The organism is Vibrio sp. 03-59-1, assembly GCF_013114135.1.
Taxonomy (GTDB): domain Bacteria; phylum Pseudomonadota; class Gammaproteobacteria; order Enterobacterales; family Vibrionaceae; genus Vibrio; species Vibrio cortegadensis.
In genome coordinates this window covers 53,063-79,553 of record NZ_VTYA01000010.1, presented here as the reverse complement: position 1 = coordinate 79,553, position 26,491 = coordinate 53,063, and the positions used below count along the sequence as shown (strand labels likewise).

The following is a 26,491-nucleotide window of genomic DNA, read 5'->3' as shown; positions in this document are numbered from 1 at the left end:
GCGGTTTAATTTTTTAATATTTAGGTAGAAAGATGTCGATTAAAGAGTTGTTACTTTCATTTCAAGGGCGGATAGGTCGAAAAGTTTTCTGGATCTGGAACCTTATCTATTACGCGGCTATTTTTGGTTTTGCGATCGGTATAAATATTCTATTCCCGGTATACGCTTATTTGTTGTTGCCTGTTTTCTTATTGATCTTAATGGTTCCGGATTTAGCGATCACCGCAAAACGTTGGCACGACAGAGATAAATCTAACCGCTGGTTACTTCTTAACGTGCCTCTTATTGTCGGGCGTTTAATGACACCTATGGCGGGGGCAGCATCTGCAACGGCAACGCCTTCCGCTCCAGAACTGATGGCGACGCTGGTGGCATTTGTATGTGGTATCTGGATCCTCGTTGAATGCGGATTTATGAAAGGAACCACCGGAGACAATCAATACGGTCGTGACCCGCTTCAGCAATAGGCAGAAAGTAAGGGACCGTTAAAAAGATAAATAGAAAGTTAGTATAAAAGGAGAAAGAGGTGTGGGCCTCTTTCTCATTTTTCTTTTAGAGTAAAAGGAATAATATCCGCTGAATGTGTAGGCGCTACGTTTGCATCATCGTCAAGGACATACTCACCCCCTAGTACACCTTGAAATTTTACAACCTGTACCGATAACTCTTTCATTAACGTGATATTGATGTGATTGGGGTTCTTACAGTGGCTAACCACCAGATCGATATGGCTTTGCTGAGCGCGTAATCGATGCTGCATCACATCCGATGCTGACTGAATCATCTCTTCACACATCTCATGTTTGAGCTGCTTAAAAGCTTGAGGGTTATTTTTAGCCAAAGCGACTAAATCATCAAATGGTGGCAAGGTTTGGTTGGTTAGAGGAAATCCCATATCACTCTCCTACGCGCTATTGATAGTTGGCACACTATCAAAGCATAAGAGAGTTTTGTGGTTAATTCTTGCTCGATTTATTGCATTCTTAAACTTGAGACATTTATTCTCTACGGCAAATTTTGGATCTGATAGGTGCAGCGTCGCTCACCTTGAGTGATATGTTCTGAACGTTGAACCGTGTACGCTTCTCCAAGTAGTTGTTGGAAAACATTTAATTCAGATTGGCATAGGTTAGGGCAGCGAGTTGCTGCTTTACAGATCGGGCAGTGATTCTCTATCAGTAAGAAACCGTGCTCATTTTTGATCAGCTCAGCCATATAGCCCTCTTGTTCACGAAGTTTGGTCAGCGCTTCAAGTTTCTCTTCTAGGCTATTACAGTCGGCCAACGCTTGTTGGTATTGAGCCAGCGTTTGGATTTCGCGCTTGGCCGCGACTTGAGCTAAGCCTTCTGGGCCAAATAAACTTTCTACCGCATCAATCACCTGCACGGAGAGTTCACTGTGGCGGTCGGCAAATTGCGCATGACCTTTTTTCGTCAAAGACCAATGACGGGTCGGTCGTCCGACTTTCACTTTGACGTCATGAAAGGCCAAAATACCATCGTCTTCAAGACCTTGGAGGTGTTGACGAGCCCCCATTGTGGTCATGTTAAGATCGTCAGCCAGTTGCTTTGCGGTGACGGCTCCATCCCGTTTGATGCTGTGTAATATCCTATCGATGGTCTTCATTGTATCCCTGCCTTATGATTCATCTTCATTATGAAGTATGAGCTTAATAAAGCAAATAACTTACTATTCGGATCCTGGCATGCAGACCACACTGAATGAATGTCAGAAAGAGTAAATACCTAAAAGAGTGGGTACCAGAAAGAGTTAATGTCGAAAATACTCAGTGCCAGAAAGCCAGAAAGCCAGAAAATAAAAAACGCAGCCGGAAGTGGCTGCGTTTGATGTAGACATTCGTTTGTATTGCGCCAAGCTTAAAAATTTAAAAGCATAGAAGCTTAAAAGCTCAAGGCTGGGAACATAACGTTAGAAAACCTAACGTTAGAAACCTACAGGATAAAGTCGCGAACTTCAGCGTCTTTACGCTCTAAGTAGTGAATCGACTTGATTCGACGAATAGTGCGACAGCGACCGCGGATCAGCAGTGTTTCTGTTGTCGCGATATTGCCTTTACGTGTGATGCCCTCAAGTAGATCGCCTTTGGTGATCCCTGTAGCGGCGAAAACCACATTGTCGCTGCGTGCCATATCATCCATTTTCAGTACGATATTAGCTTCAACGCCCATCTCTTTACAGCGAGACAATTCTAGCTCACCGTGAGTGCGGTTTTCAGGTGTATCCCCTTTCACATCATGACGCGCCAACAATCGGCCATGCATGTCGCCATCTAGAGCGCGAATCACCGCCGCAGAAACTACGCCTTCAGGAGCGCCGCCGATGCAGTACATCACATCCACTTCGCTGTCTGGCATGCAAGTTAAAATAGACGCGGCAACATCACCATCAGGCACGGCAAACACTCGAACGCCCATTGCTTGCATTTGGGTGATCACTTCATCATGGCGAGGTTTTGCAAGGGTGGTGACCACTAAAGTATCAAGGGTTTTCCCTAACGCTTTTGCGATGTTTATTAGGTTCTCTTCCAAAGAAAGATGCAAATCGATCACCCCTTTTGCGCCAGGGCCGACAACCAATTTCTCCATGTACATATCAGGGGCTTTTAGGAAGCTGCCTTTTTCGCCAGCCGCTAGAACCGCTAATGCGTTCGATTGTCCCATCGCGGTCATGCGAGTACCTTCAATTGGGTCTACCGCAATATCCACGGCATCGCCACCGACACCGACTTGCTCACCAATAAAGAGCATTGGAGCATCATCGATTTCACCTTCACCGATAACAATCTCACCGCTGATTTCAGTTTTGTTCAATAGGCTACGCATCACTTCTACCGCGGCACCATCTGCGGCGTTTTTATCGCCACGGCCAAGCCATTTATAACCAGCTAGTGCTGCACCTTCGGTTACACGAGAGAATGCCATTGCCAAATCGCGTTTCATGTTGACTCCAAATAAATGAAAGAGAGATAAATAGGAAATTTTGGCAGGATTTTACCATATCAGAAAGGTAACGTTTGCCTTTTTCCATCGCTTTAGTGTTTGCTGGTTTTAAAGTTCGTCTGCAATGTAGATTTTTATGGGTAATGGATACGCGATTTGGCTCACTTGAGGTGAGAAAAGTTAGGCTTATGTCAATTTGCGTTGTTTTTTTGAGCGAATGGTAAAAAATATCGAATATAGGGAGTGTCTATCTGCGCTGTGCTGAGTAGAATGAAGCAATATTAGTGAAGTAACCTTCGCCCAATCCAATAAATCATAGGAAGGCCCATATGTCTTTTGAAGTACTAGAACAACTGGAAGCTAAAATCCAAACTGCTGTTGACACAATTGCACTACTGCAAATGGAAGTTGAAGAGCTTAAAGAAGAGAAACAGCAACTAGCAACTGAAGCGACTGAGCTAAAAGCAAACCGTGAAGAGCTAGAGCAAAAAGCTCAACAGATGGAACAAGAACATTCAGCTTGGCAAGATCGCATTCGCAATCTTCTAGGCAAAATGGATGACGTAGAATAAGCGATTAGCTTTGCCTTGGTAAAAGGGCGAATACGTTACTAAAGAATACGAAAACGCCTGCTGAATGTTCAGCAGGCGTTTTTATTTGTGTTATCTATCAGTCATTCGCTAACGCACGTGAGAGGTGACGCCAATTTAGTCGTTAGATTCAAGCTCATCTTCGTCATCAAGCTCGTCTTCTTCACCTAATTCGAATTCAATATCTAACGGCTCTTGGGAAAGGATGATGCCTGTATTATCAGCGTAGAGGTAATCTTCAGGTAAGAAGGTCACACTGCCAAAGTTCACGGGTACATCAATTTCACCAATGTCTTTTTGAGTCGCGCCGACAGGGATAGAGGCAAGTGCTTGGATGCCGATGCTCATGTCTTCAAGTTCATCTACTTCACGAACGCAGCCGTAGACCACAATGCCTTCCCATTCGTTCTCTTCAGCAAGAGTGGCAATGTCGGCATCAATGAGCGCTTTACGTAAAGAGCCACCACCATCGACCAGTAAAATACGACCTTCGCCGTTCTCTTCTAAGACAGAGCGGATCAGCCCATTATCTTCGAAGCATTTTACTGTGGTGAGTTGACCAGCAAAAGAGGCGCTACCACCAAAGTTGCTGAACATTGGCTCTACGACATCGACTTGATCTAAGTAGACATCACACAGGGCAGAGGTGTTGTATTCCATAGCGTACCTTCTCTTTTAAATTATCAATCTGATTTGAGTATATCGGGCGCTGAAGCCAATGCAATGACAAGGCTCAATTAACTCACTAGAGTTTGAGCTATCACGACTCCTGCAAATAATAGATTGGTAATGAGCGAGCATTTTACGATAACCGGCATCATCGGCGCGATTTGAGCGGGTTTATCGGCGGCCCAAACGGCTTTACTGTGCTTGATTACCATGATTAAGCTTAGTAGGAATGGCAGGCTGATCCACAGGGGTTTGCCTTGTAAGGTGAGATAAAGCGTAAAAGCAAACAGTGCGCCCCCTAATAATAGAGAGTGATACTGCTTGGCTTTCTGTTGACCTAGTCTCACGGCAACGGTGCGTTTCCCACACGCTTCATCGTTTTCAATATCACGCATGTTATTGATGTTCAGAACGGCAACAGCCAGTAAACCACAGCCTAATGATGGGAGAAACAATCCAAACTCAAGATTACCCGTGTGCAAGAAGTAAGTGCCCGACACGCCAAGTAAACCAAAGAAGATGAAAACGGAAATATCACCTAACCCTACGTAGCCATAAGGTTTACTGCCCATGGTATACGCAATGGCGGCAATAATGGCGAGCACGCCGAGTCCGATAAACGCCAAGATACTTTCAAGACTACTGAGGGCATAAAAAACTAAGCTCAAACCTGAGATGATGGTCAGCACGATATTCAGCGCAATGGCTTGTTTCATGACTTTCGGTGTGACCGCGCCAGATTGCATGGCTCTGACTGGGCCAAGACGTTCATCGTTGTCTGTGCCTTTTACTGCATCCCCGTAGTCATTCGCAAGGTTAGACAGTATTTGCAGCAATGTGGCAGTGAGAAAGGCCAACAGAGCGACAGGCAGAGAAAAATGATCAGCTGAAAAAGCGAGACTACTTCCTGTAAGAATCGAGACTAAAGCGAGAGGGAGTGTTTTTGGTCTTGCGGCATCAAGCCAGATCAGAAGTGACTGTTTCATTCGGTATTCATAGTTTTATACAATAAAGTCAGTATACGCGCTTTTTTTGATGAATAAAAAGCCCACTCGAAAGTGGGCTTAGAATTAGATCTCAGATAAAGCTTTGAATACGGGTATTCAGTGAGTTGAAAATTGGTTCAATTACAGAATGAAGCGGCTTAAATCTTCATCATCAACGAACTCGCCTAATCGTGAGCTAACGTATTCTGAATCGATGGTTAACTGGCTGCCTGATTTCTCTGTTGCATCAAATGAGATCTCATCCATTAGGCGTTCCATCACGGTATGCAAGCGACGCGCACCAATGTTTTCAGTGGTTTCGTTCACCTTCCATGCCGCTTCTGCGATTTGGTGAATGCCTTCTTTGGTGAATTCGATATCCACGCCTTCGGTTTTCATTAGCGCAACGTACTGCTCAGTCAGTGACGCTTTTGGTTCTGTTAGAATACGCTCGAAATCATGGCTAGAAAGTGCTTCAAGCTCAACTCGAATTGGTAGACGACCTTGTAATTCAGGGATCAAATCAGAAGGTTTCGCGACTTGGAATGCACCCGATGCAACAAACAGAATGTGGTCAGTTTTAACCATGCCGTGTTTGGTTGAAACGGTGCTGCCTTCAATCAGTGGAAGCAAATCACGCTGAACCCCTTCACGAGAAACATCTGGGCCTGAGCTTTCGCCACGTTTACAGATTTTATCGATCTCATCGATGAAGACGATGCCGTTGTTTTCAACGTTGTAAATCGCATTCTCTTTTAGCTCTTCAGGGTTAACCAGTTTTGCTGCTTCTTCTTCGGTTAACGCTTTGAAGGCATCTTTGATCTTCATCTTGCGTTTTTTCTTGGTGTCGCCAGCAAGGTTTTGGAACATGCCTTGCAGTTGGTTGGTCATCTCTTCCATGCCAGGAGGAGCCATGATCTCTACACCCATTTGTGGCGCGGCAACGTCAATGTCGATCTCTTTGTCGTCCAGTTTGCCTTCACGCAGCTTTTTGCGGAAGATTTGACGAGTATTAGAGCTGCTCTCTTCTGCTGGTTGTTCATTCTGACCCCAAGCATCACGAGCGGGTGGCAGTAGGGCGTCTAATACGCGATCTTCTGCTTGCTCTTCAGCGCGGTATTTTACTTTTTCCATCGCTTGTTGGTGCGTCATCTTCACGGCTACATCGGTCAGATCGCGAATAATGGTTTCTACTTCTTTACCCACATAACCCACTTCGGTGAACTTTGTTGCTTCCACTTTGATGAAAGGTGCATTGGCTAATCGAGCTAAACGACGAGCAATTTCTGTTTTACCAACACCGGTAGGACCAATCATTAGGATGTTTTTTGGTGTCACTTCTACACGTAAGCTCTCTTCAAGCTGCATTCGACGCCAGCGGTTACGTAGAGCAATCGCGACAGAACGTTTAGCGTTATCTTGACCAATGATGTGGCGGTTCAGTTCGTGAACAATCTCACGAGGAGTCATCTCAGACATGTTTATTCCTTAAAATCTATTCAATGCATGGTTGATGCGATACACAACACTATTTTTTGGTGTCTTCGCTGTTGTCAGCGTCAATGTCTAGTTCTTCAATAGTGTGGTGGTGGTTGGTGAATACGCAAATATCACCAGCAATTTTTAGTGATTTTTCAGCGATTTCACGCGCATCTAAATCCGTGTTCTCTAAAAGAGCAATCGCGGATGCTTGAGCAAAATTACCGCCAGAGCCAATGGCAATGAGGTCATTTTCAGGTTGAACCACATCGCCATTCCCTGTGATGATCAATGATGCAGTTTCGTCAGCAACAGCAAGCAGTGCTTCTAACTTTCTGAGCGCGCGATCGCTGCGCCAATCTTTTGCAAGTTCAACTGCCGCTTTGGTTAAATGACCTTGATGCATTTGAAGTTTGCTTTCGAAGCGTTCAAATAGAGTGAAGGCATCAGCAGTGCTTCCAGCAAATCCAGCCAGAACTTGATTGTTGTAGAGACGACGAACTTTACGTGCGTTGCCTTTCATTACGGTGTTGCCAAGAGATACTTGTCCATCACCCGCGATGACGACTTTATTATTACGGCGTACAGATACAATAGTAGTCACGAGTTGGCCTCTATTATTTAGATTACTTATTACTTGAGCTTCCGTGTGGTATCCGCGGGAACTCACATAAATGAAAATATGGTTTCGATAAAAACTATATGAGGATAAAGAGAAGGGAATTCAAGGGACAAAAAAGGGTAAGCGTTGAGGCTTACCCTAATTATGTCAATTAATGTGTTATTGCGTATCTTTCCAAATTGCGCACGGCTCAATCTTCGCTCGCTGCAGTTTATGGCGATCTCGCTCAGCATCTCGTTTGAGTTTGTATGGCCCTAAAACAACACGGTACCAACTGCTGTTCTCTTTCTTGCGAATTTTACTGTTGATCCCTTGAAAAGCGATATCGAGTTTGCGGCTTTCTGCTTGAGACATCGATTTATAAGCGCCGCACTGCATGATGTATGGAATGGCAGAGACAACTTGTTCTTTGGCTTTCACTTCCACTTCGCGGTTCGGTAATGAATCGACGTAATCCCACTTCTCTTCAGGAGGAGGCGGAAGGGATTTCGCTGGCTTAGGTTTCGGCTTGGTTTTGACCACAGGCGCTGGTGGCTCAGGATCGTTACTTAAAATATACAGCCCATAACTAAACCCACTTAGCAGAAGAACGGCTAAGAGTCCGATGCGCCACGGCTTTCGGCGTGGAGCTTGTTTTTTGGTCAGCTTTTTAGGGGCTCGACCGCGCTTTACATAATCTTTATTCGCCACAGCATTATTCGACAGTTAAATTCTCTGCTCTCATGGTAATCCAGATTGAGTGGATAGAACAGTAGGAGAGATAAAAACGGAAGCAGCGCACTAAAATGCACTGCTTCAAATCATTTTCATTCTTTTAGGCTTTCAAAATCGACAAGCAATCAACTCATTCGTGGTGGCGCAGCACTGCCGCGAACGATCAATTCAGTCTCAAGGAGCCTTGAACCAGCACTGACTTCGTTCCCTTTGAGAAGCTCTAACATCATCAATACGGCTTGGCGTCCAATTTCATATCGAGGCTGAGAGATGGTCGTCAGAGGTGGATCGCAATATTCAGAGAATTGAATGTCATCAAAGCCAACAAAAGAGAGATCTTGTGGAACGCGTAAGCCTAGTTTTTTCGCTTCTTGAATCGCTCCAATAGCCATGGTGTCGTTATGACAAAAAATAGCGGTTGGTGCTTCTGGTAGAGACAGTAGCTTTCTCACAGCCCTTGCCCCCGCTTCAAACGTAAAATCACCTTGTACCGTAAAGGTTGGATTCATGATGATCCCCGCTCGACGCAGCGCTTGCTGATAACCTTGTTGACGGAATTTACATAAGGTTGCCGATTCTGGCCCTGTGATTTGAGCGATACGCTTGTGCCCAAGTTGGGTGAGGTAGTTCACTGCATCGAATGCTGAGGTTAAGTTATCGATATGGACAGTAGGGAGCTCAAGTTCTGGTGCAAATTCACACGCCATGACCATCGGAGGAAGGTTTTTCTGTTCAGGTTTACTGACATCAAAAGGAAGGTCGGTACCCAGCAATAGCATACCATCGGCTTGTTTGGTAAAGACGAGGTTTACAAGGGAAGACTCACGCTTCTTCTGTTGCCCACTGTCACCAAGGAGGACTAAGTAGTCAAACTCCATGGCGGTATCTTCTATGCCTCGTATGATCTCAGTAAAGTAAGGATCGCAAATGTCGGGAATAATGGCGACAATCGTTTTTGATTCATTTCGGCGTAAATTTCTTGCCAAAGAGTTCGGTGAATAACCAGCTTCTAAAACAGCATCTTCAACACGTTTACGGGTTGAGGATGATACTTTTTCCGGATTCATTAACGCACGTGATACGGTCGCAGTTGATACTCCAGCCAGCTGGGCAACATCCTTCATTGTCGCCATACTAAATCCTCTTAAGTCACTTACTTACATGCCAATACGGCATTTAATTATTGTTTTAATGAATGAAAGACGTCAGTTACATTTTTTAACGTTTTCTGTTGAGGAGATAGTTTATTCAATTCCAAAGAGAAAGTTACGGGCTGTTTAACAAAAATTACATTGTCTATGTGACTTCGCTCACGATAAATGTGAATACATTTTCTGATTACATTGTCATTAGGGGCATTCGCACCATCAACTAAGATCTTGGGGCTCGATATCCAGCGACCAACGCACTTTTTTTGCGCTGGGTAACAGATTAATCGCAGGCTTCGCGCTATAGAGCAGCTTTTGCATTAATGGTCTGCTTTGAGTTTGAAGCAGTAATTGCCAGCGTGATTTCCCTGCTCGTTTCGCTAATGGCGCAGGCGTCGGGCCAAGCACCATGCAGCTATCATCAAACAGTGGATGAGCTTCAAGGGTATGTCGCACTTGGCGAAGAAATTCTTCTACCTGCTGCGGGTTGTTTGCTTCAGCCCTAAAAAGCGTTAGATGGGAATAGGGTGGCAATTGCGCCATTTTTCGCTCTTCCAATGCACTAATGGCAAAGTGGCGATAATCTTTGTGCAGCAATGCTTGTAATAGCCCGTGTTCAGGGTGATGAGTTTGTAAGATTACTTCTCCGGGTTTACTGGCGCGTCCCGCTCGTCCTGCCACTTGAATAAACAGCTGAGCCAAACGTTCAGCCGCTCGAAAATCACTGCTGTAGAGTGAGCCGTCAATATCGAGCAAACCTACCAATGTCACATTGGGGAAGTGGTGCCCTTTAGCGAGCATTTGAGTGCCGATAAGAATTTGGAACTCACCTTTACGAATCGATTCTAAAGCAGACTCTAAACTGCCTTTACGGCGCGTACTGTCACGGTCAATTCGAATCGTTTTGTATTCTGGGAAAAGTTGCTCTAGCTGTGTTTCAAGTTGCTCTGTTCCGACCCCAACCGTGACCAGTTGAGTGGATCCGCACCCATGACATTGATGGATAACGGGTTGCTGAGAGCCACAGTGATGACAGCGAACTTCACTGCTGTGCTGGTGGAAGGTGTAGTACGCATCGCAGCGTTTACATTCTGCAATCCAGCCACACTCATGACACATCAAAGCAGGGGAGAAACCGCGTCGATTTAAAAACAGCATCACTTGGTTGCCCGCTTTAAGGTGGCGGCGCATTTCGGCAATCAGTGGCGCTGATAATCCACTTTCTAAATAGAGCCCTTTTACGTCCAGCACTTTATTGGTGGTTGGAAGGGCAACCCCTGCTCGTTGGCTTAAGGTTAGATGATGGTATTTACCACTGAGCGCATTATGCAGCGTTTCAAGTGCTGGTGTCGCGGTGCCAAGAATGATTGGGATCTGCGCTTTGTTCGCGCGCATGATAGCGACGTCACGCGCGTGGTAGCGTAGGCTGTCTTGTTGTTTGTAAGAGGCATCATGCTCTTCATCGACGATAATAATGCCAAGATCCGCAAAAGGCGTGAACAGAGCTGATCGAGTACCAATGACAATGCCTGAAATATTATCGCGAGCAGAAAGCCAAGCGTTCAGACGTTCGGTGTCATTTAACCCTGAATGGATCACTTCAACCGGCACATTAAACCGTTTTTTAAAGCGGTTAATGGTTTGTGGGGTCAATCCAATCTCAGGAACCAGCACTAACGCTTGTTTTCCCTGTTCGAGGATGGGCTTAATCATATTCAGGTAGACTTCGGTCTTCCCCGAACCCGTCACCCCTTCTAATAAATAGCAGCCGAATTCGGTTTGGCTGTTGACGGTGGCGATCGCAATCGCTTGTTCTTCATTGAGCTTAGGCTTATCGCAATCGGCTTCAACCTGATGATTCCATGCCGTGATCTTTGGCTTTTTCTCTAATGATTCAATCCACCCTTTCTCTTGCAGGGTTTTCAGTACAGTGCTGCCCACTTCGTGATCGATAAACTCTTGGTGAGGGACATTGCCATTTTCGAGCATATGCATCACTTTCGCTTGCTTGACTGCACGACCAAACCCTTGCATGAGCTGATTTTTCCCTGATGCGGTCAGTTGCCATTCCACCAAGGTGGCAAAATCAGCGGCTTTCCCTTTACGTAACGCAGAAGGAAGCGCGTTGGTTAGGGTTTCACCTAGGGGATATTGGTAAAATTTGCTGCACCAGGTTAATAGGGTATACACCGACTCAGAGAAAACAGGTTGGTTATCTAAGACTTGCTTAATGCTTTTTAGCTGCTCGCGAGGGAAATCGGATTCATTGACCAGTGCTGTGACGATCCCGACTAATGTTTGACGACCAAAAGGCACAGAGACTCGCCCACCAATAATTGGAAATAGGTGGCTAGGAATAAGATAATCGAACTGCTTATCTAGGGGAACAGGCAGAGCGATTCGAGCTATTGATGGGCGCATAGGGTCATAAATTCGGCACAATGATGAGAAAACACAGTCTAATTTAATCAGTTAGGAAATTCGAGCTATCTTATCCTTAAGTCGACTAATGAAAAGGCGATAAAAGTCGCTATGCTGGCGTTCTGCTTAGGTTAAAACCGAAGTGAATGGTCTTTAATCGGAGAGATAAGCCGTAATAAAGGCGCGTAAAACATTTAACGGTGAAAAAACTATCAAATTGGTTGATCCTAGGCAGGGGATTCATTACTATACTGCGCCTTAACGTCATGGCTTATTTTACCTTTGAGTAATTTAGCGGTGGCAATAATTTTTTAAACTACGTGTGGTGTCCGGCTTAGATTCGGATGGCGACACGGCCTAACGAGGTTATCCCATGAAAACTGGAATCCACCCAGAATACAAAGCTGTAAGCGCAACTTGTTCTTGTGGCAACACATTTGAATTCAACTCTACTCTAGGTAAAGATTCAATCCACCTAGACGTATGTGACAAATGTCACCCATTCTACACTGGTAAGCAACGTATCGTAGATACAGGCGGCCGTGTTGATCGCTTCAACAAGCGTTTCGGTGCTCTTTCTAGCAAGTAATTCTATTACTTTTGCTACACCGAATGAAAAAAGGACGCCATGGCGTCCTTTTTTATTATCTGCATTTTAGTGACATCTTCTAATGACTGGTCGAATGAGTAGATGAATCTGGTTTTTTAATGAATCAGATCGCAATCCTATCTATGAAGATTGACTTACATCAATTAATATTAGCATTCGACTCAATCATCACATTACCTTTTCGGGGATACTGCACCTATGTCAGACGACAATCACCAAGAGCTCTCTTCAGAAGAACTATTTCGCCAACAAGCACTTGATTACCATGCCTTCCCAAAACCGGGGAAAATTGCTTTAGAGCTAACCACGCCAGCAGACTCAGCTGAAGATCTGGCACTGGCCTACAGCCCAGGTGTTGCAGAACCTGTACGTGAAATCGCCCAAAACGTAGAGAACGTTTATAAGTACACAGCGAAAGGTAACATGGTTGCGGTGATCTCAAACGGCACCGCGATCCTTGGTTTAGGTAACCTTGGTCCAATTGCATCAAAACCTGTGATGGAAGGTAAAGCGTTACTGTTTAAACGTTTTGCTGGCCTTGATTCTATCGATATCGAAGTAAAACACCGCACTATCGACGAATTTGTCGACACAGTTGCGAACATTGCAGACACATTCGGTGGTATTAACTTAGAAGATATCAAAGCACCAGACTGTTTTGAAATTGAGCGTCGTTTGATTGAACGTTGTGATGTGCCTGTATTCCATGATGACCAACACGGTACCGCGATTGTAACGGCAGCGGGCATGCTGAATGCGATCGAACTTCAAGGTAAGAAATTAGAAGAGTGTACGATCGTTTGTCTTGGTGCAGGTGCAGCAGCTGTCGCCTGTATGGAGCTACTGATTAAGTGTGGCGCGATGCGTGAAAAAATCTACATGCTTGACCGTAAAGGCGTAATCCACACTCGCCGTGATGACATCAACGAGTACAAACAGCGCTTTGCGAACAATACCGACAAACGCACGTTGGAAGATGTGATTGATGGTGCTGACCTATTCTTAGGCGTATCGGGTCCAAACCTTCTTCCGGCTGAAGCGCTGAAATTAATGGCCGACAAGCCTGTTGTGTTTGCATGTTCGAATCCAGATCCAGAGATCAAACCTGCATTAGCTCATGAAGTGCGTAATGACCTGATTATGGGTACAGGCCGTTCTGACTATCCAAACCAAGTGAACAATGTTCTATGTTTCCCATTCATTTTCCGTGGTGCGTTAGATGTACGTGCAAGCGTGATTAATGATGAGATGAAACTGGCGGCGGTAGAAGCGATTCGTCAACTTGCTAAAGAGTCTGTTCCTGCTGAAGTATTGAAAGCGGCGGGTGTGGATGCACTTGAGTTTGGCGTCGATTACATTATACCTAAACCGATGGACCCACGTTTGTTACCACGCGTAGCAAAAGCCGTGGCTGTGGCGGCGGTTGAATCTGGTGTGGCTCGTATTGAGATGCCAGAAAACTATATGCAGTAAGAACGTAATATGCAGTAAATACGTAGAGTGCAGTAAGAACGCAATGCAGTAAATCTGTAAATACACGACGTAATAAATCTGCACGCTAGCGAGACACTAAAAAGCCGCCAAACATTATGTTTAGCGGCTTTTTTAATGAGGTTAAGTTGAGACAACGCCCAAACGAACCAATGACATCAGCAGTAAGCGGTTACTCTTCGTCGAATGTTTCGAATTCGATGCCCATTGCAGTCATTAATTCTTTTGCTTCGGTTGGGATCTCATCCGGACGATCTTTACGTAGATCTTCATCAGTAGGAAGAGGTTGCCCAGTATAAGCATGCAAGAAGGCTTCACAAAGAAGTTCACTGTTTGTTGCGTGGCGTAGGTTGTTAATCTGACGGCGAGTACGCTCATCAGTGAGTACCTTTAATACTTTTAATGGGATCGAAACGGTAATTTTTTTAACCTGTTCGCTCTTTTTTCCATGCTCTGCGTATGGACTAATGTATTCACCATTCCAGTCTGCCATTGCGCACCTTCATTGTTATTGTTAGTTGTTTAAAAATAATAGGAGGGGATTTTAGCGGGATTTACCGCCATAAGCAAAGACATATAGACGTCTAGATGTGTTGACGGCTTACGCTTATAAACGTAAAGTGACATAAAGTAACGAGAATAACAACTCTCTAACACAGTGCCTTGATATCAATCAAGGTGTTGTGAGCATCGAATTCGACTTGGAAAGGAAACACATATGAGCAGCCGGAAGCCCGCGACTATCGCCGTACGAACAGGGATTGAGTCAGATTCTCAGCATAATGCCGTTGTCCCACCGATTTATCTTTCGACCAATTATAGCTTCCCAGCCTTCGGTGAAGTGCCTAAATATGACTATACCCGTTCTGGTAATCCAAACCGAGGATTATTAGAAACGGCACTGTTTGAGTTGGAATCGGGAAAAGGGGCAGTGGTCACAAATTGCGGTACATCGGCGCTCAACCTTTGGGTTTCTGCTTTTTTAGGATCTGATGATCTGATTGTCGCACCGCACGATTGCTATGGTGGTACTTATCGCCTGTTTAATACACGAGCTCAAAAAGGGGACTTTAAGGTTCTTTTTGTTGATCAATCAGATTGTGCTGCGTTGGATGCTGCGATTGCTCTGAAGCCGAAATTATTACTGCTTGAAACGCCGTCAAATCCGCTCGTTCGTGTTATCGATATCGAAGAGACATGCATTAAAGCTAAGCAAGTCGGGACGCTAGTGGCTGTCGATAATACCTTTTTGACACCTGTGTACCAAAAGCCATTAGAACTCGGTGCGGATTTCGTTATTCACTCGACCACTAAGTTTATTAACGGCCACTCGGATGTGATTGGTGGTGTTGTGGTGACGAAAACAGAAGAACATGCAGAAGAGTTGGCGTGGTGGGGAAACTGCATTGGCGCAACAGGAACACCATTCGATAGTTACATGACGTTACGTGGCATACGCACTCTGGGCGCAAGAATGCGTGTGCATGAAGAGAGTTCGATAGCCATCCTTAGCGAACTTCAGAAGAAATCTTTAGTCGATGTTATCTATCACCCAAGCCTGCCTGATCATCCCGGACATGATATCGCGAAGAAGCAGCAGTCTGGTTTTGGGTCTATGCTGAGCTTTGAGTTTGCAGGCAGTTTTGAACAACTGAAATATTTTGTCGATCAACTCGAATTATTCTCTTTAGCGGAATCCTTAGGTGGCGTTGAGAGTTTGATTTGCCACCCAGCTTCGATGACTCACCGTGCGATGGGGGAGGAAGCCTTGGCGGAAGCTGGCATTTCACAGCATTTATTACGTTTATCGGTTGGGCTAGAAGATGCTGACGATTTGATTAACGATTTATCACAAGCTTTTGCTAAAGCAGAGCGATTTACGGACGATGGAGAGACCGTTTAAATGAGTGTTATTCGTCAACTGCATAAATTTGGTGGCAGTAGTTTAGCTGATCCTGAATGTTATCAGCGCGTGGTGAATATTCTTAAAGAGTATTCGGGAGCGGATGATTTAGTGGTGGTGTCTGCGGCAGGGAAAACCACCAATCGTCTGATCGAGTTTTTAGAAGCGCTGGATAAAGATGGGCGTTTGGCGCATGAGGCTTTGCAGTCATTGCGTCAATTTCAGACTGAATTGATTGAAACCTTGCTGAGTGGAGAATCACAAACGGCTTTGCTTGCAACGTTGAATGCTGAATTTAGTGCGCTAGGGGAGTTAACCACTCCGCTTTCGGCAACCGACAAAGCGAATGTGTTAGGCCATGGTGAAGTATGGTCGGCTCGATTGTTAGCTGAACTATTGTGTCAGCAAGATCTTGCGGCTGTAGCTCAAGATGCTCGTGAGTTTTTACGGGCAGAAGCGGGTACGCAGCCAGAAGTCGATCGCGCGCGCTCTTATCCGTTGTTGAAAGAAATTCTTGCCCAACATACACATCATCGAATCGTGATCACTGGATTCATGGCGCAAGATTCCGCTCATGAAACGGTCTTGCTTGGTCGAAATGGTTCGGATTACTCGGCAACTGTGATTGGTGCATTAGCGGAAGTGAGCTGTGTGACGATTTGGAGCGATGTGGCTGGCGTATACAGCGCTGACCCAAGACTTGTCTCTGATGCCTGTCTTCTGCCTCTGCTGCGCTTAGATGAGGCGAGCGAGCTGGCTCGTCTTGCTGCACCAGTATTGCATAGCCGCACTTTACAACCTGTCGCGCAAAGTGCGATGGATTTAAGTTTACGCTGTAGCCATCAACCCGAATCGGGATCGACTCGAATTGAGCGAGTGTTAGCTTCAGGGCGCGGCGCTAAGATCATTACCTCGTTAGATGAGGTGTTGTTGATCCAACTGACGTTTACACAGGGTCATGATTTTAAGCGAATTGAAACGGACGTATTGCAGAGCCTAACTCGGGCGCAACTTGAACCTTTGGCTTATGAAGTCCAATCGGATCAGCACTGTTTGCGTTTAGCGTACACGGCAGAGATTGCTGGTGGCGCTCTTAGCCATTTGCAAGATTGTGCGGTGGAAGCCGAAATTAAATTGAAAGAGGGTTACTCGCTGATCGCGGCCGTTGGTGCTGGCGTCACTAAAAATCCAAATCATTGCTACGGTTTCTATCAGCAGTTGAAGCACTCCCCAGTCGAATTTGTGTCGGAGTCGCTATCTGGATTAAGTTTAGTTGCGGTTTTACGCCGCAGTGAAACACCACCTTTAGTAAAAGGCATTCATACTCAACTTTTCCAAGCTCAGAAACGAGTGGCATTGGTATTGTGTGGTAAAGGCAATATTGGTTCGAGTTGGTTATCTCTGTTTACCGAGCAGAAAAGTGAGCTAGAAAAACGCCGAGGCATGAGCTTTGATTTGGTGGGTGTGGTGGGAAGCCAAACGTATTGGTTTGATGATAAAGGGATAGACCCGACCACAATTGATGCCCGCTTTAATGACGAATCCATTGCAAATAACAGTCACGAATGGTTAGAGCGTTTAGGTGCGATTCAAAATTATGATGAAGCTGTGGTGTTAGATGTTACCGCGAGTAAAGAGTTGGCCGAGCAGTACTTGAATATCGCGCATCAAGGTATTCACTTAATTTCAGCCAATAAAGTGGCCGGTTCAGCTTCTGGTGAGTATTACCATCAAGTTCAAGATGCCTTTGCAAAAATTGGTCGTCATTGGTTGTATAACGCGACAGTAGGGGCGGGGCTTCCGATTAATCATACCGTTCGAGATTTGCGTGAGAGTGGCGATGAGATCATTGCGGTGTCGGGCATTTTTTCGGGGACGCTTTCATGGTTATTCCAGCAATTCGACGGCAGTGTTCCCTTTAGTGAGTTGGTTGATCTCGCATGGCAACAAGGATTGACGGAACCCGATCCTCGGTCGGATTTAGATGGTTCAGATGTGATGCGTAAGTTAGTCATTCTAGCGCGAGAATCAGGGTTAGAGATTGAGCCCGAAAATGTGAAGGTTGAATCTCTGGTTCCGGCAGAATTACAAGATCTGTCATTAGATGATTTCTTTGACCACGCTTCTGTCTTGAGTGAAGAGTTAGCCGAGCGTTTAGAAAAAGCTCAGAAAGAGCATAAAGTGCTGCGTTATGTCGCTCGTTTGGAAAAGAATGGGAATGCGAGTGTGAGCGTCGAGGCGCTTGCGAAAGAGCATGCGCTAGCGAACTTACTCCCTTGTGACAATATCTTTGCGATTGAGAGTAAGTGGTACAAAGATAACCCTCTGGTCATTCGAGGCCCAGGTGCGGGAAGAGAAGTGACCGCTGGTGCTATTCAATCAGACCTAAATCGGATGTCTGCGCTGTTTTAAGTGGTGATCGACGTTGTTTAAGTGGTAAGTCGAGGGGGCTCTTCTTATAGCCTTCTAACATCATCTGTCGATACTGGATCAACAGGCCCTAACCAAAGGAGCGAAATCATTCGCTCCTTTGTTGTTTCTACGGGAGCTATTGGATTTTGTATTAGGGTCTTTGTGTTTTCTGGCAGAGGGCTTTGTGTTTTTTACAGAGGTGAGGATCTTATGTTCTTTGCGGGTGAGCTTTGTGTTTTCCATTAATAATGAACTATCTTCACTTTGAACATGAGAAAAATTCATAATCATCCTGTTGACATTAAATCGTATTCATTCCATTCTGTGGACATATAGACGTCTAAACGTCATTTAAGGATTTAGATTATTGCGTGGCAAAGATGGCCACAGGGAGAGTTAAGATGGGATATACACACGCAGGCCATATCGACGCCTTAAATCAGAATATTGCCGAACTTTCTGACAATATCAATGTGTCATTTGAGTTTTTTCCACCAAGCAGTGAAAAAATGGAAGAAACCTTATGGAACTCTGTCCATCGATTAAAGACTCTTCAACCTAAATTTGTCTCAGTTACTTATGGTGCCAACTCTGGCGAGCGAGATCGTACTCACTCGATTATCAAAGAGATCAAAGATCAAACTGGATTGGTCGCAGCCCCTCACTTGACCTGTATTGATGCAAGTCGTGAAGAGTTAATCAATATTGCAGACGATTACTGGAACAATGGCATTAAAAACATTGTGGCACTGCGTGGTGATATTCCTGCAGGTGGCGGTGCGCCTGACATGTACGCATCAGACTTAGTGAAACTGCTTAAATCTCAGCATGATTTTGATATCTCAGTTGCGGCTTTTCCTGAAGTTCACCCAGAGGCGAAAAGTGCTCAAGCGGATTTGATTAACTTAAAGCGTAAAGTGGATGCAGGTGCCGATCGTGCCATTACTCAATTCTTCTTTGATGTAGAGAGTTACTTACGTTTTCGTGACCGCTGCGTGGCGGCAGGCATTGATGCTGAAATTGTGCCGGGCATTCTACCTGTTTCCAACTTTAAGCAAGCATCACGCTTTGCTGCGATGAATAACGTAAAAGTACCAGGCTGGATGGCACAGCAGTTTAATGGTTTAGACGATGATCCTACGACACGACAACTCGTTGGTGCCAGTCAAGCGATTGATATGGTGAGAACACTAAGCCGAGAAGGGGTGAAAGATTTTCACTTTTATACTCTGAATCGAGCTGAAATGACCTATGCGCTTTGCCATACACTTGGCGTGCGTCCTGCTTAAATTCACGTCCTGCTTAAATTCACGTCCAAGCTAAAGTTCATGTCCAAGCTAAAGTTTACGTTTAGCTTAGGTTTATATCCAAATTAGGTCTGCATCCAATTATAGCTTATAGGTACTGTTTTAGCGGATAGAGATAGGAATAGAAATAGAGACTAAAGCTGAAGGGAACAGAAATAGAAAAGGGTTAGTGCAAATGCATTAACCCTTTTTGGTATTTACTTCAATGAACTGATTTGAACTTACGCCATTGCGCCTAATTCAGCTATTACTTCATCAGCCCATGATACCCATGCTTCGCGAATAACAAGGTTACGGCGAAGTGTTAGACGCTCTAAACGAGCTTGCTTATCTAGAGACGCTGGTGTTGCGTAGTAAGCCGCTTCGATCTCTTTGTAATGCGCTACAAGTTTACGAGATTCTTCAACCAACTCTGTTAGTTGTGCATGATACGCTGTTGAAGGTTGTACAGCGCATGCCATCAGCTTAGCAGAGAACTCATCACGAACGGTTGGATGAGCGGTAGGTTGATCAAACCATGCACCAAGTGCACCACGACCAGCATCTGTGATTGAGTAAACTTTACGGTCGGGTTTACCTTCCTGCGGTTCTAAAACACATGTAACTAGCTCGTTCTGAGCCATTTTGTTTAGTTCACGGTAAACTTGTTGGTGGCTTGCTTTCCAAAAGTAACCGATGCTTGCAGAAAATTCTTTGGTGATATCGTAACCGGTTGCGTCGCGAGTACTTAAAACGGTTAAGATTACGTGTGGTAATGACATGTCTTCAATCCAAATGGTCAATAAACTAACAAATTCGCTTAAACTTCAAGAGTGCTTCTAATGGCACGTATTTGTAATTATGTTTAAGCGACTCCAACCTTATAAATAGTTGGTACTGTCACCTTGAAAAGCCGTTTATCACCTAGGTTGGTATGAGTACATACCAATAAGCTGCGGAAATATTTTGATTAGAGTGCTTTCGCAGCGGAGAGGTAGTATATCTAAATAATAAGCATAAAGTAGAATAGTCGGACAAAATAACCCAAAAAACTGACAAAATACTCAGTAGTGGAATTTAAAAGAATAAAAGGCCGCACGTGGCGACCTTTTTGTCTCGTTTGTAGAGGTTTTAACTGCTATCCAGTGTTTCGCATTCCGGCTGCAATACCCGCAATTGTCACCATTAATGCCTCTTCGAGTTCAGGCTGTGGTGTTTCTGACTGACGAGTACGGTACAGCAGCTCGGCTTGAAGCATGTTCAATGGCTCAACGTAGATGTTACGTAAACGGATGGATTCTAATCCCCACGGGTCGCTTTGCATCAAGTTCTCGTTGTTCTCTACGTTCAATACCGCTTTGATATCTTTCTGTAGTTGTTCACGCAGACGATCACCCAGTGGAATGAGTGATTCATCCACTAAGCGTTGGTCATAGTAACGAGAAATTTCGATGTTACATTTCGAGTAAACCATTTCCAGCATACCAAGACGAGTCGAGAAGAATGGCCATTCGCGGCACATATCTTCTAAAAGCGCTTGATGGCCTTTATCGATAGAGTATTGGATTGCTTCACCTGCGCCTAACCAAGCTGGTAATACTAAGCGGTTTTGGCTCCATGAGAAAATCCATGGGATGGCACGTAGGCTTTCAACGCCGCCTTTCGGGTTACGTTTTGCAGGGCGTGAACCTAGCGGTAATTTACCTAACTCTAACTCTGGTGTTGCAGAGCGGAAGTAAGGAACAAAATCAGGTTCACCACGAACGATATGACGATAAGCCTCGCATGACACTTCTGACAATACATCCATCAGATCGTACCATTCTTGTTTTGGCTCTGGTGGTGGCAGAAGATTCGCTTCTAAAATCGCACTCGCATAGATATTGAAACTGTTGACAGCAACATCTGGTAAACCAAGTTTGAAGCGGATCATTTCACCTTGCTCAGTCACACGTAAACCGCCTTTCAAGCTTTTTGGTGGCTGAGACAATAGTGCAGCATGCGCAGGAGCGCCGCCACGGCCAACCGTACCACCACGGCCATGGAATAAGGTCAGCTCGATATCCGCATCTTCACTGATTTTCACTAACGATTCCATCGCACGGTATTGCGCCCAACCTGCAGACATAACACCAGCATCTTTAGCTGAATCAGAATAACCAATCATCACCATTTGGTGGTTTTGGATGAAACCGCGATACCAATCGATAGAGTAAAGTTGCTTCATGACCTCTTCAGAGTTATTCAAATCGTCAAGGGTTTCAAATAGTGGGCAAACATCCATGCGGAATTCACAGCCACTCTCTTGAAGAAGTAAATGCACGGCTAATACATCTGAAGCGGTACGAGCCATAGAGATCACATAAGCACCAAACGCTTCGCGTGATTGAGACGCAACGATTTGGCAAGTATCCAGAACCTCTTTTACCTGCTCTGATGGTTGCCAATCTCGTGGTAGTAATGGGCGTTTTGAACTTAGCTCATTCACGAGGAACGAGATCTTGTCTTGTTCGCTCCAGTGCGCGTAATCACCAATGCCGAGGTAGCGAGTCAGTTCCGACAGTACATCTGAGTGGCGCGTGCTCTCTTGACGAATGTCTAGGCGAACGAGGTGAACCCCAAAGGCTTTGATGCGACGTAAGGTATCGAGTAGTGAACCTCCCGCAATCACATTCATGCCACACTCTTGCAGAGATTGGTAACACGCAAACAGCGGTTCCCATAGCTCATCAACGTGCTCAAGAATCGCTTTGTTTGGCACCTCTTTACCGTTAATTTTCGCTTCAAGCACTTCGATAGTGTCTTGCAGTAGTGTGCGAATGCGTTTCAAAATGGCACGGTAAGGTTCGTGCTCATCATTCGCTAATTGACGAACGGTATCATTGCACTTGGTCATTGATAGTTCGCTGATCAGCTCTTGAATATCGCCAAGATAAAGATCGGCGGCTTTCCAGCGAGATAGAAGTAGAACTTCACGCGTGATTGAGTGAGTCACAAATGGGTTACCATCGCGATCGCCACCCATCCATGATGAGAAATGCACAGGGCGAGCATCAATCGGTAGACCTTCGCCAAGATAACCCGTTACACGTTCATCGAGTTCACGTAGGAATTCCGGTACCGCTTCCCACAGTGAATTTTCAACCACAGCAAAGCCCCATTTAGCTTCATCTAATGGTGTAGGTCGTTGCTTACGAATGACATCAGAGTGCCAACCTTGAGCGATTAATTGCTCTAAACGGCGTTCTGTTTTATGGCGCTCTTTAGAAGAGAGATCGCTCAGTTCTAGTTTTGATAAACACTCATTGGTTTTGACCAGTTTATTGATCATGGTTCGACGAGTGATTTCTGTTGGGTGTGCGGTGAGTACGAGCTCAATATTTAAATCTCGAACCGCTTGCGCTGCATCTAACTTGCTAATTTTATTTTGAGTTAATTTTGAGAATAGCGAGTTAATGGCGTCGGGTTCACATACATGTTCTTCGCAGTGGCGTGAAATTGTATGGTATTGCTCTGCCATATTGGTCAGATTTAGAAATTGGTTGAAAGCGCGCGCTACTGGAGTCAGTTGCTCATTTGGCAGATTCTTGATCTCTTCAATAAGAGCGTCGCGATCGGCTTGATTCCCTGCTCGAGCGGATTTAGAAAGCTTACGGATAGTCTCTACTTTCTCTAGAATAATGTCACCATGAGCTTCTTGAATAGTGTTACCTAACAAGCGGCCCAACATGCTCACGTTGCTTTTGAGCGCGGCGTATTTTTCGTTCATTGTCATCCTGCCTCGTAAATTAATTACATCCATTGTTCCTTGTTAAGTACACAATCTAGCGAAAAGTGCTGTATGTAGTCAAATAAAGCAGACTAAGTTTGCAATTATTAACTGCAACGATGAAATGGGCTGGGAATTCTATTCATTTTCACTACTGAGGTGAAAATTTATTACATAATCGGGAGTTAGCAAGCTCAAAGTGAGATGAATACACTCACTTTGGCTTAAAAATCGAAATTATATAGAGGAAAATAATTTCATTAAGAGAAATATGGAAAGGTTTAGAAACAATATTTATGCATTGCCTTAGACAAAATATTAATTGTGGGATCAATAAAATCTAAACTAAGAAATTCGTCAGGTTGGTGCGCTTGATCAATTGAACCGGGGCCTAACACCAAGGTTGGGCACAACTGTTGAAGAAAAGGCGCTTCCGTGCAGTAGTTCACTGTGGCTGAGGGGGTGTCACATATCGACTCGACGCCAGCGATAAATGGGTGATCATGTTGGCATTCATAACCGGGGATGGGTTCATGCAAAGGCGTGATCTCAATTCGGCCTGACCATTTCGCTTCAACCTCTTTAAGCGCATCTCGTAGTAAGTTATCTAATCCATCTAAACTGATCCCAGGCAGAGGGCGCACATCATAATGAAGTTCACAACAGCCACAGATTCGGTTGGCGCTGTCTCCTCCATGGATATGACCTAAATTGAGTGTTGGGCTTGGAATGGCAAATCCGGGGTGATGATACTCTTTGACCAATTTGTCACGCAGTTGCATTAAGGCAAACATCACTTCATGCATGATCTCGATAGCATTGACCCCTAACGCGGGATCGGAAGAGTGCCCTGAGCGCCCTGTGATTCGAATGGCATTGGCGACATGACCTTTATGACCTCGGATAGGCACTAAGCTTGTAGGTTCGCCAATGATGCAGTAATCCGGTTTGAAAGGGGCGCTTTCAGTAAAGTGGCGTGCGCCCAACATGGTGGTCTCTTCATCGCAGGTCGCAAGCACATAAAGAGGCTTTGTCTGTTTGCTCCAATCTACCTTCTTGACCGCTTCAATAATAAAAGCGAAGAAGCCTTTCATATCAGCGGTACCTAAACCGTAAAAGCGATTATTCGATTCGGTGAGTTCGTGAGGGTTAAAGCTCCATTGCCCTTCATCAAAGGGAACCGTATCGCTGTGTCCTGCCAGTAGTAATCCACCTTCCCCTGCGCCTTTTTTTGCAATGAGGTTGTGCTTGCCGGGCTCGACTTCGATGACTTCGACTTCAAATCCAATATCTTTTAGCCAAGTCGCCAATTTTTCAATGACTTTTGCATTTCCTTCGTCCCAGCTTGAATCGGTTGAACTGATCGAGGATGTCGAAATTAGGCCTCTGTAGACCTCTATAAAACTGGGTAATTGCATATTATCTTCACTTCTACTGTTGACAGAAATTATATAAGACGGTAAAACACATATTAAAGCATTATTACTGAATAAAAAATCAATAAAAGCTGAATTTTTTGTATTAATAATCAGTTTTAAGATCGTCGATTACCTTAAAAATTGGATGTGTTGAGATGTTGAAAACCACAATTATCGGAGCAAGCGGATATACCGGAGCAGAGCTTGCTTTGATGGTTAATAAACACCCAAAGCTTACGCTAGCAGGTTTATATGTTTCAGCCAATAGCGTTGATGCAAGAAAGCCAATAGCCGCTTTACATGGCAAGCTTTTGGGTTTGATTGATATGCCCGTTCAGCCTCTGCTTGATCCACAAGCGGTAGCGGCGGAGTCCGATGTGGTTTTTCTCGCGACTGCTCATGAAGTGAGTCACGATTTAGCACCTATATTTTTAGAACAAGGTTGCCAAGTTTTTGATTTATCTGGCGCGTTTAGGGTGAAAGGCGAACGTTTTTATCAGGATTTTTATGGTTTTGAGCATCAGTACCCACAGTGGTTAGACAGTGCAGCTTACGGGCTAGCCGAGTGGAATGAAGCGGAAATCAAACAGTCTCAGTTGATTGCAGTAGCGGGTTGTTATCCGACCGCTTCACAACTCGCAATTAAGCCATTGGTTGATGCTGGTTTAATTGATACGGCTCAGTGGCCTGTGATTAATGCAACCAGCGGTGTGACAGGTGCAGGGCGTAAAGCAAGTATGACCAATAGCTTTTGCGAAGTGAGTCTACAGCCTTACGGGATATTTAATCACCGTCATCAACCTGAAATTGCCAATCATTTGGGTTGTGATGTGATTTTTACTCCGCACCTTGGCAATTTTAAACGTGGGATCTTAGCGACGATCACCATGAAGTTAGCACAGGATGTGACTGACGCGGATGTTCAGCAAGCATTTGAACAAGCATATAAGGATAAACCTGCGGTTCGCTTGTTAGATAACATACCGAGAATTCAAGATGTAGAAAACACACCTTTCTGCGATATAGGTTGGAAGGTGCAAGGGCAACATATTATTGCGGTATCAGCGATAGATAATTTGCTAAAGGGAGCCTCTAGCCAGGCGATGCAATGTTTAAATATTCACTATGGTTTTAAACCATTAACAGCACTTGTTTAAGGAAGCACGATATGAGTCAAAACGAGCAGTCATTAGTAATTAAGTTAGGTGGTGCAGCCCTTTCATGCACAGAGACACTTAGCAAATTATTTGGTGCGATTTCCGCGTACCAGCGACGAGCTCAGCGACCTATCGTCATCGTTCATGGCGGTGGCTATTTGGTAGATGACTTAATGTCGAAGCTCAAGCTTGAGACGATGAAAGTCCAAGGTTTACGTGTCACACCTTACGATCAGATCCCTATGGTGGTAGGTGCGCTAGCCGGAACAGCAAATAAGCTGCTTCAAGGTCAGGCGGTAAAAGATGGAATTAATGCAGTAGGGTTAAGCTTAGCCGATGGCGGTCTATGTGTGGTGGAAGAGCTTAGCCCTGAATTGGGTGCAGTAGGTAAGGCAAAACCGGGTAATGCCAATGTATTACAAGCGGTGCTTTCTACGGGCGCATTACCGATCATCAGTTCTATTGGGCTTACGTCTGAAGGGCAGATGATGAATGTGAATGCTGACCAAGCCGCCGTTGCCGTTGCAGGCGCATTGGATGCAGAGCTTGTGTTTCTTTCTGATGTCAGTGGTGTGTTAGATGGTAAAGGCCATCTCATTTCGAGCTTGAATCATCAACAAGCTGACGCACTGATTACTGGCAAAGTAGTCACGGACGGAATGGTTGTAAAAGTTGAGGCGGCGCTACAAGCAGCCAGTGATTTGGGACGACCAGTTGAAGTTGCAACATGGCGCTACCCAGACAAACTAGCCCAACTATTTGCAGGTGAAAACATTGGAACTCAATTTTTACCCCGATGAGTTAGTTTTTAATTGTTAATGACAAACTAACCACCCAATCAAAGAATTATAGATTT

23 protein-coding genes are annotated in these 26,491 nt (G+C 44.9%); 9 read left to right on the top strand and 14 right to left on the bottom strand.

From position 1 onward, the window contains the following. Positions 1 to 32: 32 nt before the first annotated feature. Positions 33 to 467 carry a DUF805 domain-containing protein gene (locus F0249_RS11845; RefSeq protein WP_113798128.1) on the top strand — a complete coding sequence of 145 codons (435 nt, stop codon included), beginning with the start codon at positions 33 to 35 and terminating at the stop codon, positions 465 to 467. 74 nt (positions 468 to 541) lie between these two features. On the opposite strand, the gene F0249_RS11840 is transcribed toward F0249_RS11845, so the two are convergent. The 3 genes from F0249_RS11840 to glpX all read right to left on the bottom strand — a co-directional run bounded on the left by F0249_RS11840 (position 542) and on the right by glpX (position 2,960). Continuing rightward, a complete protein-coding gene (locus tag F0249_RS11840; RefSeq protein ID WP_171756796.1) occupies positions 542 to 895 on the bottom strand; it encodes a DUF3135 domain-containing protein in 354 nt (117 codons plus the stop codon). Between the two features lie 110 nt (positions 896 to 1,005). Next, entirely contained in the window at positions 1,006 to 1,626 is a 621-nt protein-coding gene (locus F0249_RS11835) for a metalloregulator ArsR/SmtB family transcription factor (protein ID WP_171756795.1), read from the bottom strand. A 326-nt stretch (positions 1,627 to 1,952) separates the two neighbouring features. Then, entirely contained in the window at positions 1,953 to 2,960 is a 1,008-nt protein-coding gene (gene glpX, locus F0249_RS11830) for a class II fructose-bisphosphatase (RefSeq protein WP_017052606.1), read from the bottom strand. A 329-nt stretch (positions 2,961 to 3,289) separates the two neighbouring features. Between glpX and zapB the strand changes: the two genes are divergently transcribed. Next, positions 3,290 to 3,532, top strand: a complete 243-nt coding sequence (zapB, locus tag F0249_RS11825) for a cell division protein ZapB (protein WP_017052605.1) — start codon at positions 3,290 to 3,292, stop codon at positions 3,530 to 3,532. A 135-nt stretch (positions 3,533 to 3,667) separates the two neighbouring features. On the opposite strand, the gene rraA is transcribed toward zapB, so the two are convergent. The 7 genes from rraA to priA form a co-directional block, all read right to left on the bottom strand. After that, positions 3,668 to 4,210, bottom strand: a complete 543-nt coding sequence (gene rraA, locus F0249_RS11820; RefSeq protein ID WP_171756794.1) for a ribonuclease E activity regulator RraA — start codon at positions 4,208 to 4,210, stop codon at positions 3,668 to 3,670. Between the two features lie 77 nt (positions 4,211 to 4,287). Then, positions 4,288 to 5,205, bottom strand: coding sequence for a 1,4-dihydroxy-2-naphthoate polyprenyltransferase (locus F0249_RS11815; RefSeq protein WP_171756793.1), 918 nt, complete (start codon positions 5,203 to 5,205; stop codon positions 4,288 to 4,290). Positions 5,206 to 5,346: 141 nt separating this feature from the next. Continuing rightward, the gene (hslU, locus tag F0249_RS11810) at positions 5,347 to 6,684 is read right to left on the bottom strand and encodes an HslU--HslV peptidase ATPase subunit (RefSeq protein WP_017052602.1); all 1,338 of its coding nucleotides are present in this window, start codon (positions 6,682 to 6,684) and stop codon (positions 5,347 to 5,349) included. 49 nt (positions 6,685 to 6,733) lie between these two features. Beyond that, positions 6,734 to 7,288, bottom strand: a complete 555-nt coding sequence (gene hslV / locus F0249_RS11805) for an ATP-dependent protease subunit HslV (RefSeq protein WP_017052601.1) — start codon at positions 7,286 to 7,288, stop codon at positions 6,734 to 6,736. 177 nt (positions 7,289 to 7,465) lie between these two features. Further along, positions 7,466 to 7,996 (bottom strand): cell division protein FtsN, encoded by a 531-nt coding sequence (ftsN, locus tag F0249_RS11800; protein ID WP_171756792.1) that lies wholly within the window; start codon positions 7,994 to 7,996, stop codon positions 7,466 to 7,468. A 149-nt stretch (positions 7,997 to 8,145) separates the two neighbouring features. Beyond that, the gene (gene cytR, locus F0249_RS11795) at positions 8,146 to 9,153 is read right to left on the bottom strand and encodes a DNA-binding transcriptional regulator CytR (RefSeq protein ID WP_171756791.1); all 1,008 of its coding nucleotides are present in this window, start codon (positions 9,151 to 9,153) and stop codon (positions 8,146 to 8,148) included. Positions 9,154 to 9,387: 234 nt separating this feature from the next. Next, complete coding sequence (priA, locus tag F0249_RS11790) at positions 9,388 to 11,589, bottom strand: primosomal protein N' (RefSeq protein ID WP_171756790.1); 2,202 nt, start codon at positions 11,587 to 11,589, stop codon at positions 9,388 to 9,390. 373 nt (positions 11,590 to 11,962) lie between these two features. On the opposite strand from priA, the gene rpmE reads away from it, so the two are divergent. Together rpmE and F0249_RS11780 are read left to right on the top strand one after the other, a co-directional pair. Further along, complete coding sequence (gene rpmE, locus F0249_RS11785; protein WP_017052597.1) at positions 11,963 to 12,178, top strand: 50S ribosomal protein L31; 216 nt, start codon at positions 11,963 to 11,965, stop codon at positions 12,176 to 12,178. Positions 12,179 to 12,397: 219 nt separating this feature from the next. Then, positions 12,398 to 13,672, top strand: coding sequence for a malic enzyme-like NAD(P)-binding protein (locus tag F0249_RS11780; protein WP_171756789.1), 1,275 nt, complete (start codon positions 12,398 to 12,400; stop codon positions 13,670 to 13,672). A gap of 190 nt (positions 13,673 to 13,862) precedes the next feature. Here the strand turns inward: F0249_RS11780 and metJ are convergent, their stop codons facing one another. Beyond that, positions 13,863 to 14,183, bottom strand: coding sequence for a met regulon transcriptional regulator MetJ (gene metJ, locus F0249_RS11775; RefSeq protein ID WP_017052595.1), 321 nt, complete (start codon positions 14,181 to 14,183; stop codon positions 13,863 to 13,865). A gap of 225 nt (positions 14,184 to 14,408) precedes the next feature. Between metJ and F0249_RS11770 the strand changes: the two genes are divergently transcribed. The 3 genes from F0249_RS11770 to metF all read left to right on the top strand — a co-directional run bounded on the left by F0249_RS11770 (position 14,409) and on the right by metF (position 19,294). Further along, positions 14,409 to 15,593, top strand: coding sequence for an O-succinylhomoserine (thiol)-lyase (locus F0249_RS11770; RefSeq protein ID WP_171756788.1), 1,185 nt, complete (start codon positions 14,409 to 14,411; stop codon positions 15,591 to 15,593). Continuing rightward, positions 15,594 to 18,005: a bifunctional aspartate kinase/homoserine dehydrogenase II gene (locus F0249_RS11765; protein WP_171756787.1), complete on the top strand. Its 2,412-nt coding sequence runs from the start codon at positions 15,594 to 15,596 to the stop codon at positions 18,003 to 18,005. It begins immediately after the preceding gene. 401 nt (positions 18,006 to 18,406) lie between these two features. After that, a complete protein-coding gene (gene metF, locus F0249_RS11760) occupies positions 18,407 to 19,294 on the top strand; it encodes a methylenetetrahydrofolate reductase (protein ID WP_017052592.1) in 888 nt (295 codons plus the stop codon). A 239-nt stretch (positions 19,295 to 19,533) separates the two neighbouring features. Here the strand turns inward: metF and F0249_RS11755 are convergent, their stop codons facing one another. The 3 genes from F0249_RS11755 to argE form a co-directional block, all read right to left on the bottom strand. After that, positions 19,534 to 20,073: a PadR family transcriptional regulator gene (locus F0249_RS11755; protein ID WP_017052591.1), complete on the bottom strand. Its 540-nt coding sequence runs from the start codon at positions 20,071 to 20,073 to the stop codon at positions 19,534 to 19,536. Positions 20,074 to 20,429: 356 nt separating this feature from the next. After that, entirely contained in the window at positions 20,430 to 23,060 is a 2,631-nt protein-coding gene (gene ppc, locus F0249_RS11750) for a phosphoenolpyruvate carboxylase (RefSeq protein ID WP_029203376.1), read from the bottom strand. A gap of 281 nt (positions 23,061 to 23,341) precedes the next feature. Continuing rightward, complete coding sequence (argE, locus tag F0249_RS11745; protein WP_171756786.1) at positions 23,342 to 24,478, bottom strand: acetylornithine deacetylase; 1,137 nt, start codon at positions 24,476 to 24,478, stop codon at positions 23,342 to 23,344. Positions 24,479 to 24,633: 155 nt separating this feature from the next. Between argE and argC the strand changes: the two genes are divergently transcribed. Both argC and argB read left to right on the top strand, forming a co-directional pair. Continuing rightward, positions 24,634 to 25,635 (top strand): N-acetyl-gamma-glutamyl-phosphate reductase, encoded by a 1,002-nt coding sequence (gene argC, locus F0249_RS11740; RefSeq protein ID WP_017052588.1) that lies wholly within the window; start codon positions 24,634 to 24,636, stop codon positions 25,633 to 25,635. 11 nt (positions 25,636 to 25,646) lie between these two features. After that, positions 25,647 to 26,435, top strand: a complete 789-nt coding sequence (gene argB / locus F0249_RS11735; RefSeq protein WP_171756785.1) for an acetylglutamate kinase — start codon at positions 25,647 to 25,649, stop codon at positions 26,433 to 26,435. Positions 26,436 to 26,491 lie beyond the last annotated feature (56 nt).

What these genes read in the sequence shown, in the direction of transcription:
- F0249_RS11845 (WP_113798128.1), top strand. Translation starts at nt 33, where the DNA reads ATGTCGATTAAAGAGTTGTTACTTTCATTTCAAGGGCGGATAGGTCGA.
- F0249_RS11840 (WP_171756796.1), bottom strand. Translation starts at nt 895, where the DNA reads ATGGGATTTCCTCTAACCAACCAAACCTTGCCACCATTTGATGATTTA.
- F0249_RS11835 (WP_171756795.1), bottom strand. Translation starts at nt 1,626, where the DNA reads ATGAAGACCATCGATAGGATATTACACAGCATCAAACGGGATGGAGCC.
- glpX (WP_017052606.1), bottom strand. Translation starts at nt 2,960, where the DNA reads ATGAAACGCGATTTGGCAATGGCATTCTCTCGTGTAACCGAAGGTGCA.
- zapB (WP_017052605.1), top strand. Translation starts at nt 3,290, where the DNA reads ATGTCTTTTGAAGTACTAGAACAACTGGAAGCTAAAATCCAAACTGCT.
- rraA (WP_171756794.1), bottom strand. Translation starts at nt 4,210, where the DNA reads ATGGAATACAACACCTCTGCCCTGTGTGATGTCTACTTAGATCAAGTC.
- F0249_RS11815 (WP_171756793.1), bottom strand. Translation starts at nt 5,205, where the DNA reads ATGAAACAGTCACTTCTGATCTGGCTTGATGCCGCAAGACCAAAAACA.
- hslU (WP_017052602.1), bottom strand. Translation starts at nt 6,684, where the DNA reads ATGTCTGAGATGACTCCTCGTGAGATTGTTCACGAACTGAACCGCCAC.
- cytR (WP_171756791.1), bottom strand. Translation starts at nt 9,153, where the DNA reads ATGGCGACAATGAAGGATGTTGCCCAGCTGGCTGGAGTATCAACTGCG.
- priA (WP_171756790.1), bottom strand. Translation starts at nt 11,589, where the DNA reads ATGCGCCCATCAATAGCTCGAATCGCTCTGCCTGTTCCCCTAGATAAG.
- rpmE (WP_017052597.1), top strand. Translation starts at nt 11,963, where the DNA reads ATGAAAACTGGAATCCACCCAGAATACAAAGCTGTAAGCGCAACTTGT.
- F0249_RS11780 (WP_171756789.1), top strand. Translation starts at nt 12,398, where the DNA reads ATGTCAGACGACAATCACCAAGAGCTCTCTTCAGAAGAACTATTTCGC.
- metJ (WP_017052595.1), bottom strand. Translation starts at nt 14,183, where the DNA reads ATGGCAGACTGGAATGGTGAATACATTAGTCCATACGCAGAGCATGGA.
- F0249_RS11770 (WP_171756788.1), top strand. Translation starts at nt 14,409, where the DNA reads ATGAGCAGCCGGAAGCCCGCGACTATCGCCGTACGAACAGGGATTGAG.
- F0249_RS11765 (WP_171756787.1), top strand. Translation starts at nt 15,594, where the DNA reads ATGAGTGTTATTCGTCAACTGCATAAATTTGGTGGCAGTAGTTTAGCT.
- metF (WP_017052592.1), top strand. Translation starts at nt 18,407, where the DNA reads ATGGGATATACACACGCAGGCCATATCGACGCCTTAAATCAGAATATT.
- F0249_RS11755 (WP_017052591.1), bottom strand. Translation starts at nt 20,073, where the DNA reads ATGTCATTACCACACGTAATCTTAACCGTTTTAAGTACTCGCGACGCA.
- ppc (WP_029203376.1), bottom strand. Translation starts at nt 23,060, where the DNA reads ATGAACGAAAAATACGCCGCGCTCAAAAGCAACGTGAGCATGTTGGGC.
- argE (WP_171756786.1), bottom strand. Translation starts at nt 24,478, where the DNA reads ATGCAATTACCCAGTTTTATAGAGGTCTACAGAGGCCTAATTTCGACA.
- argC (WP_017052588.1), top strand. Translation starts at nt 24,634, where the DNA reads ATGTTGAAAACCACAATTATCGGAGCAAGCGGATATACCGGAGCAGAG.
- argB (WP_171756785.1), top strand. Translation starts at nt 25,647, where the DNA reads ATGAGTCAAAACGAGCAGTCATTAGTAATTAAGTTAGGTGGTGCAGCC.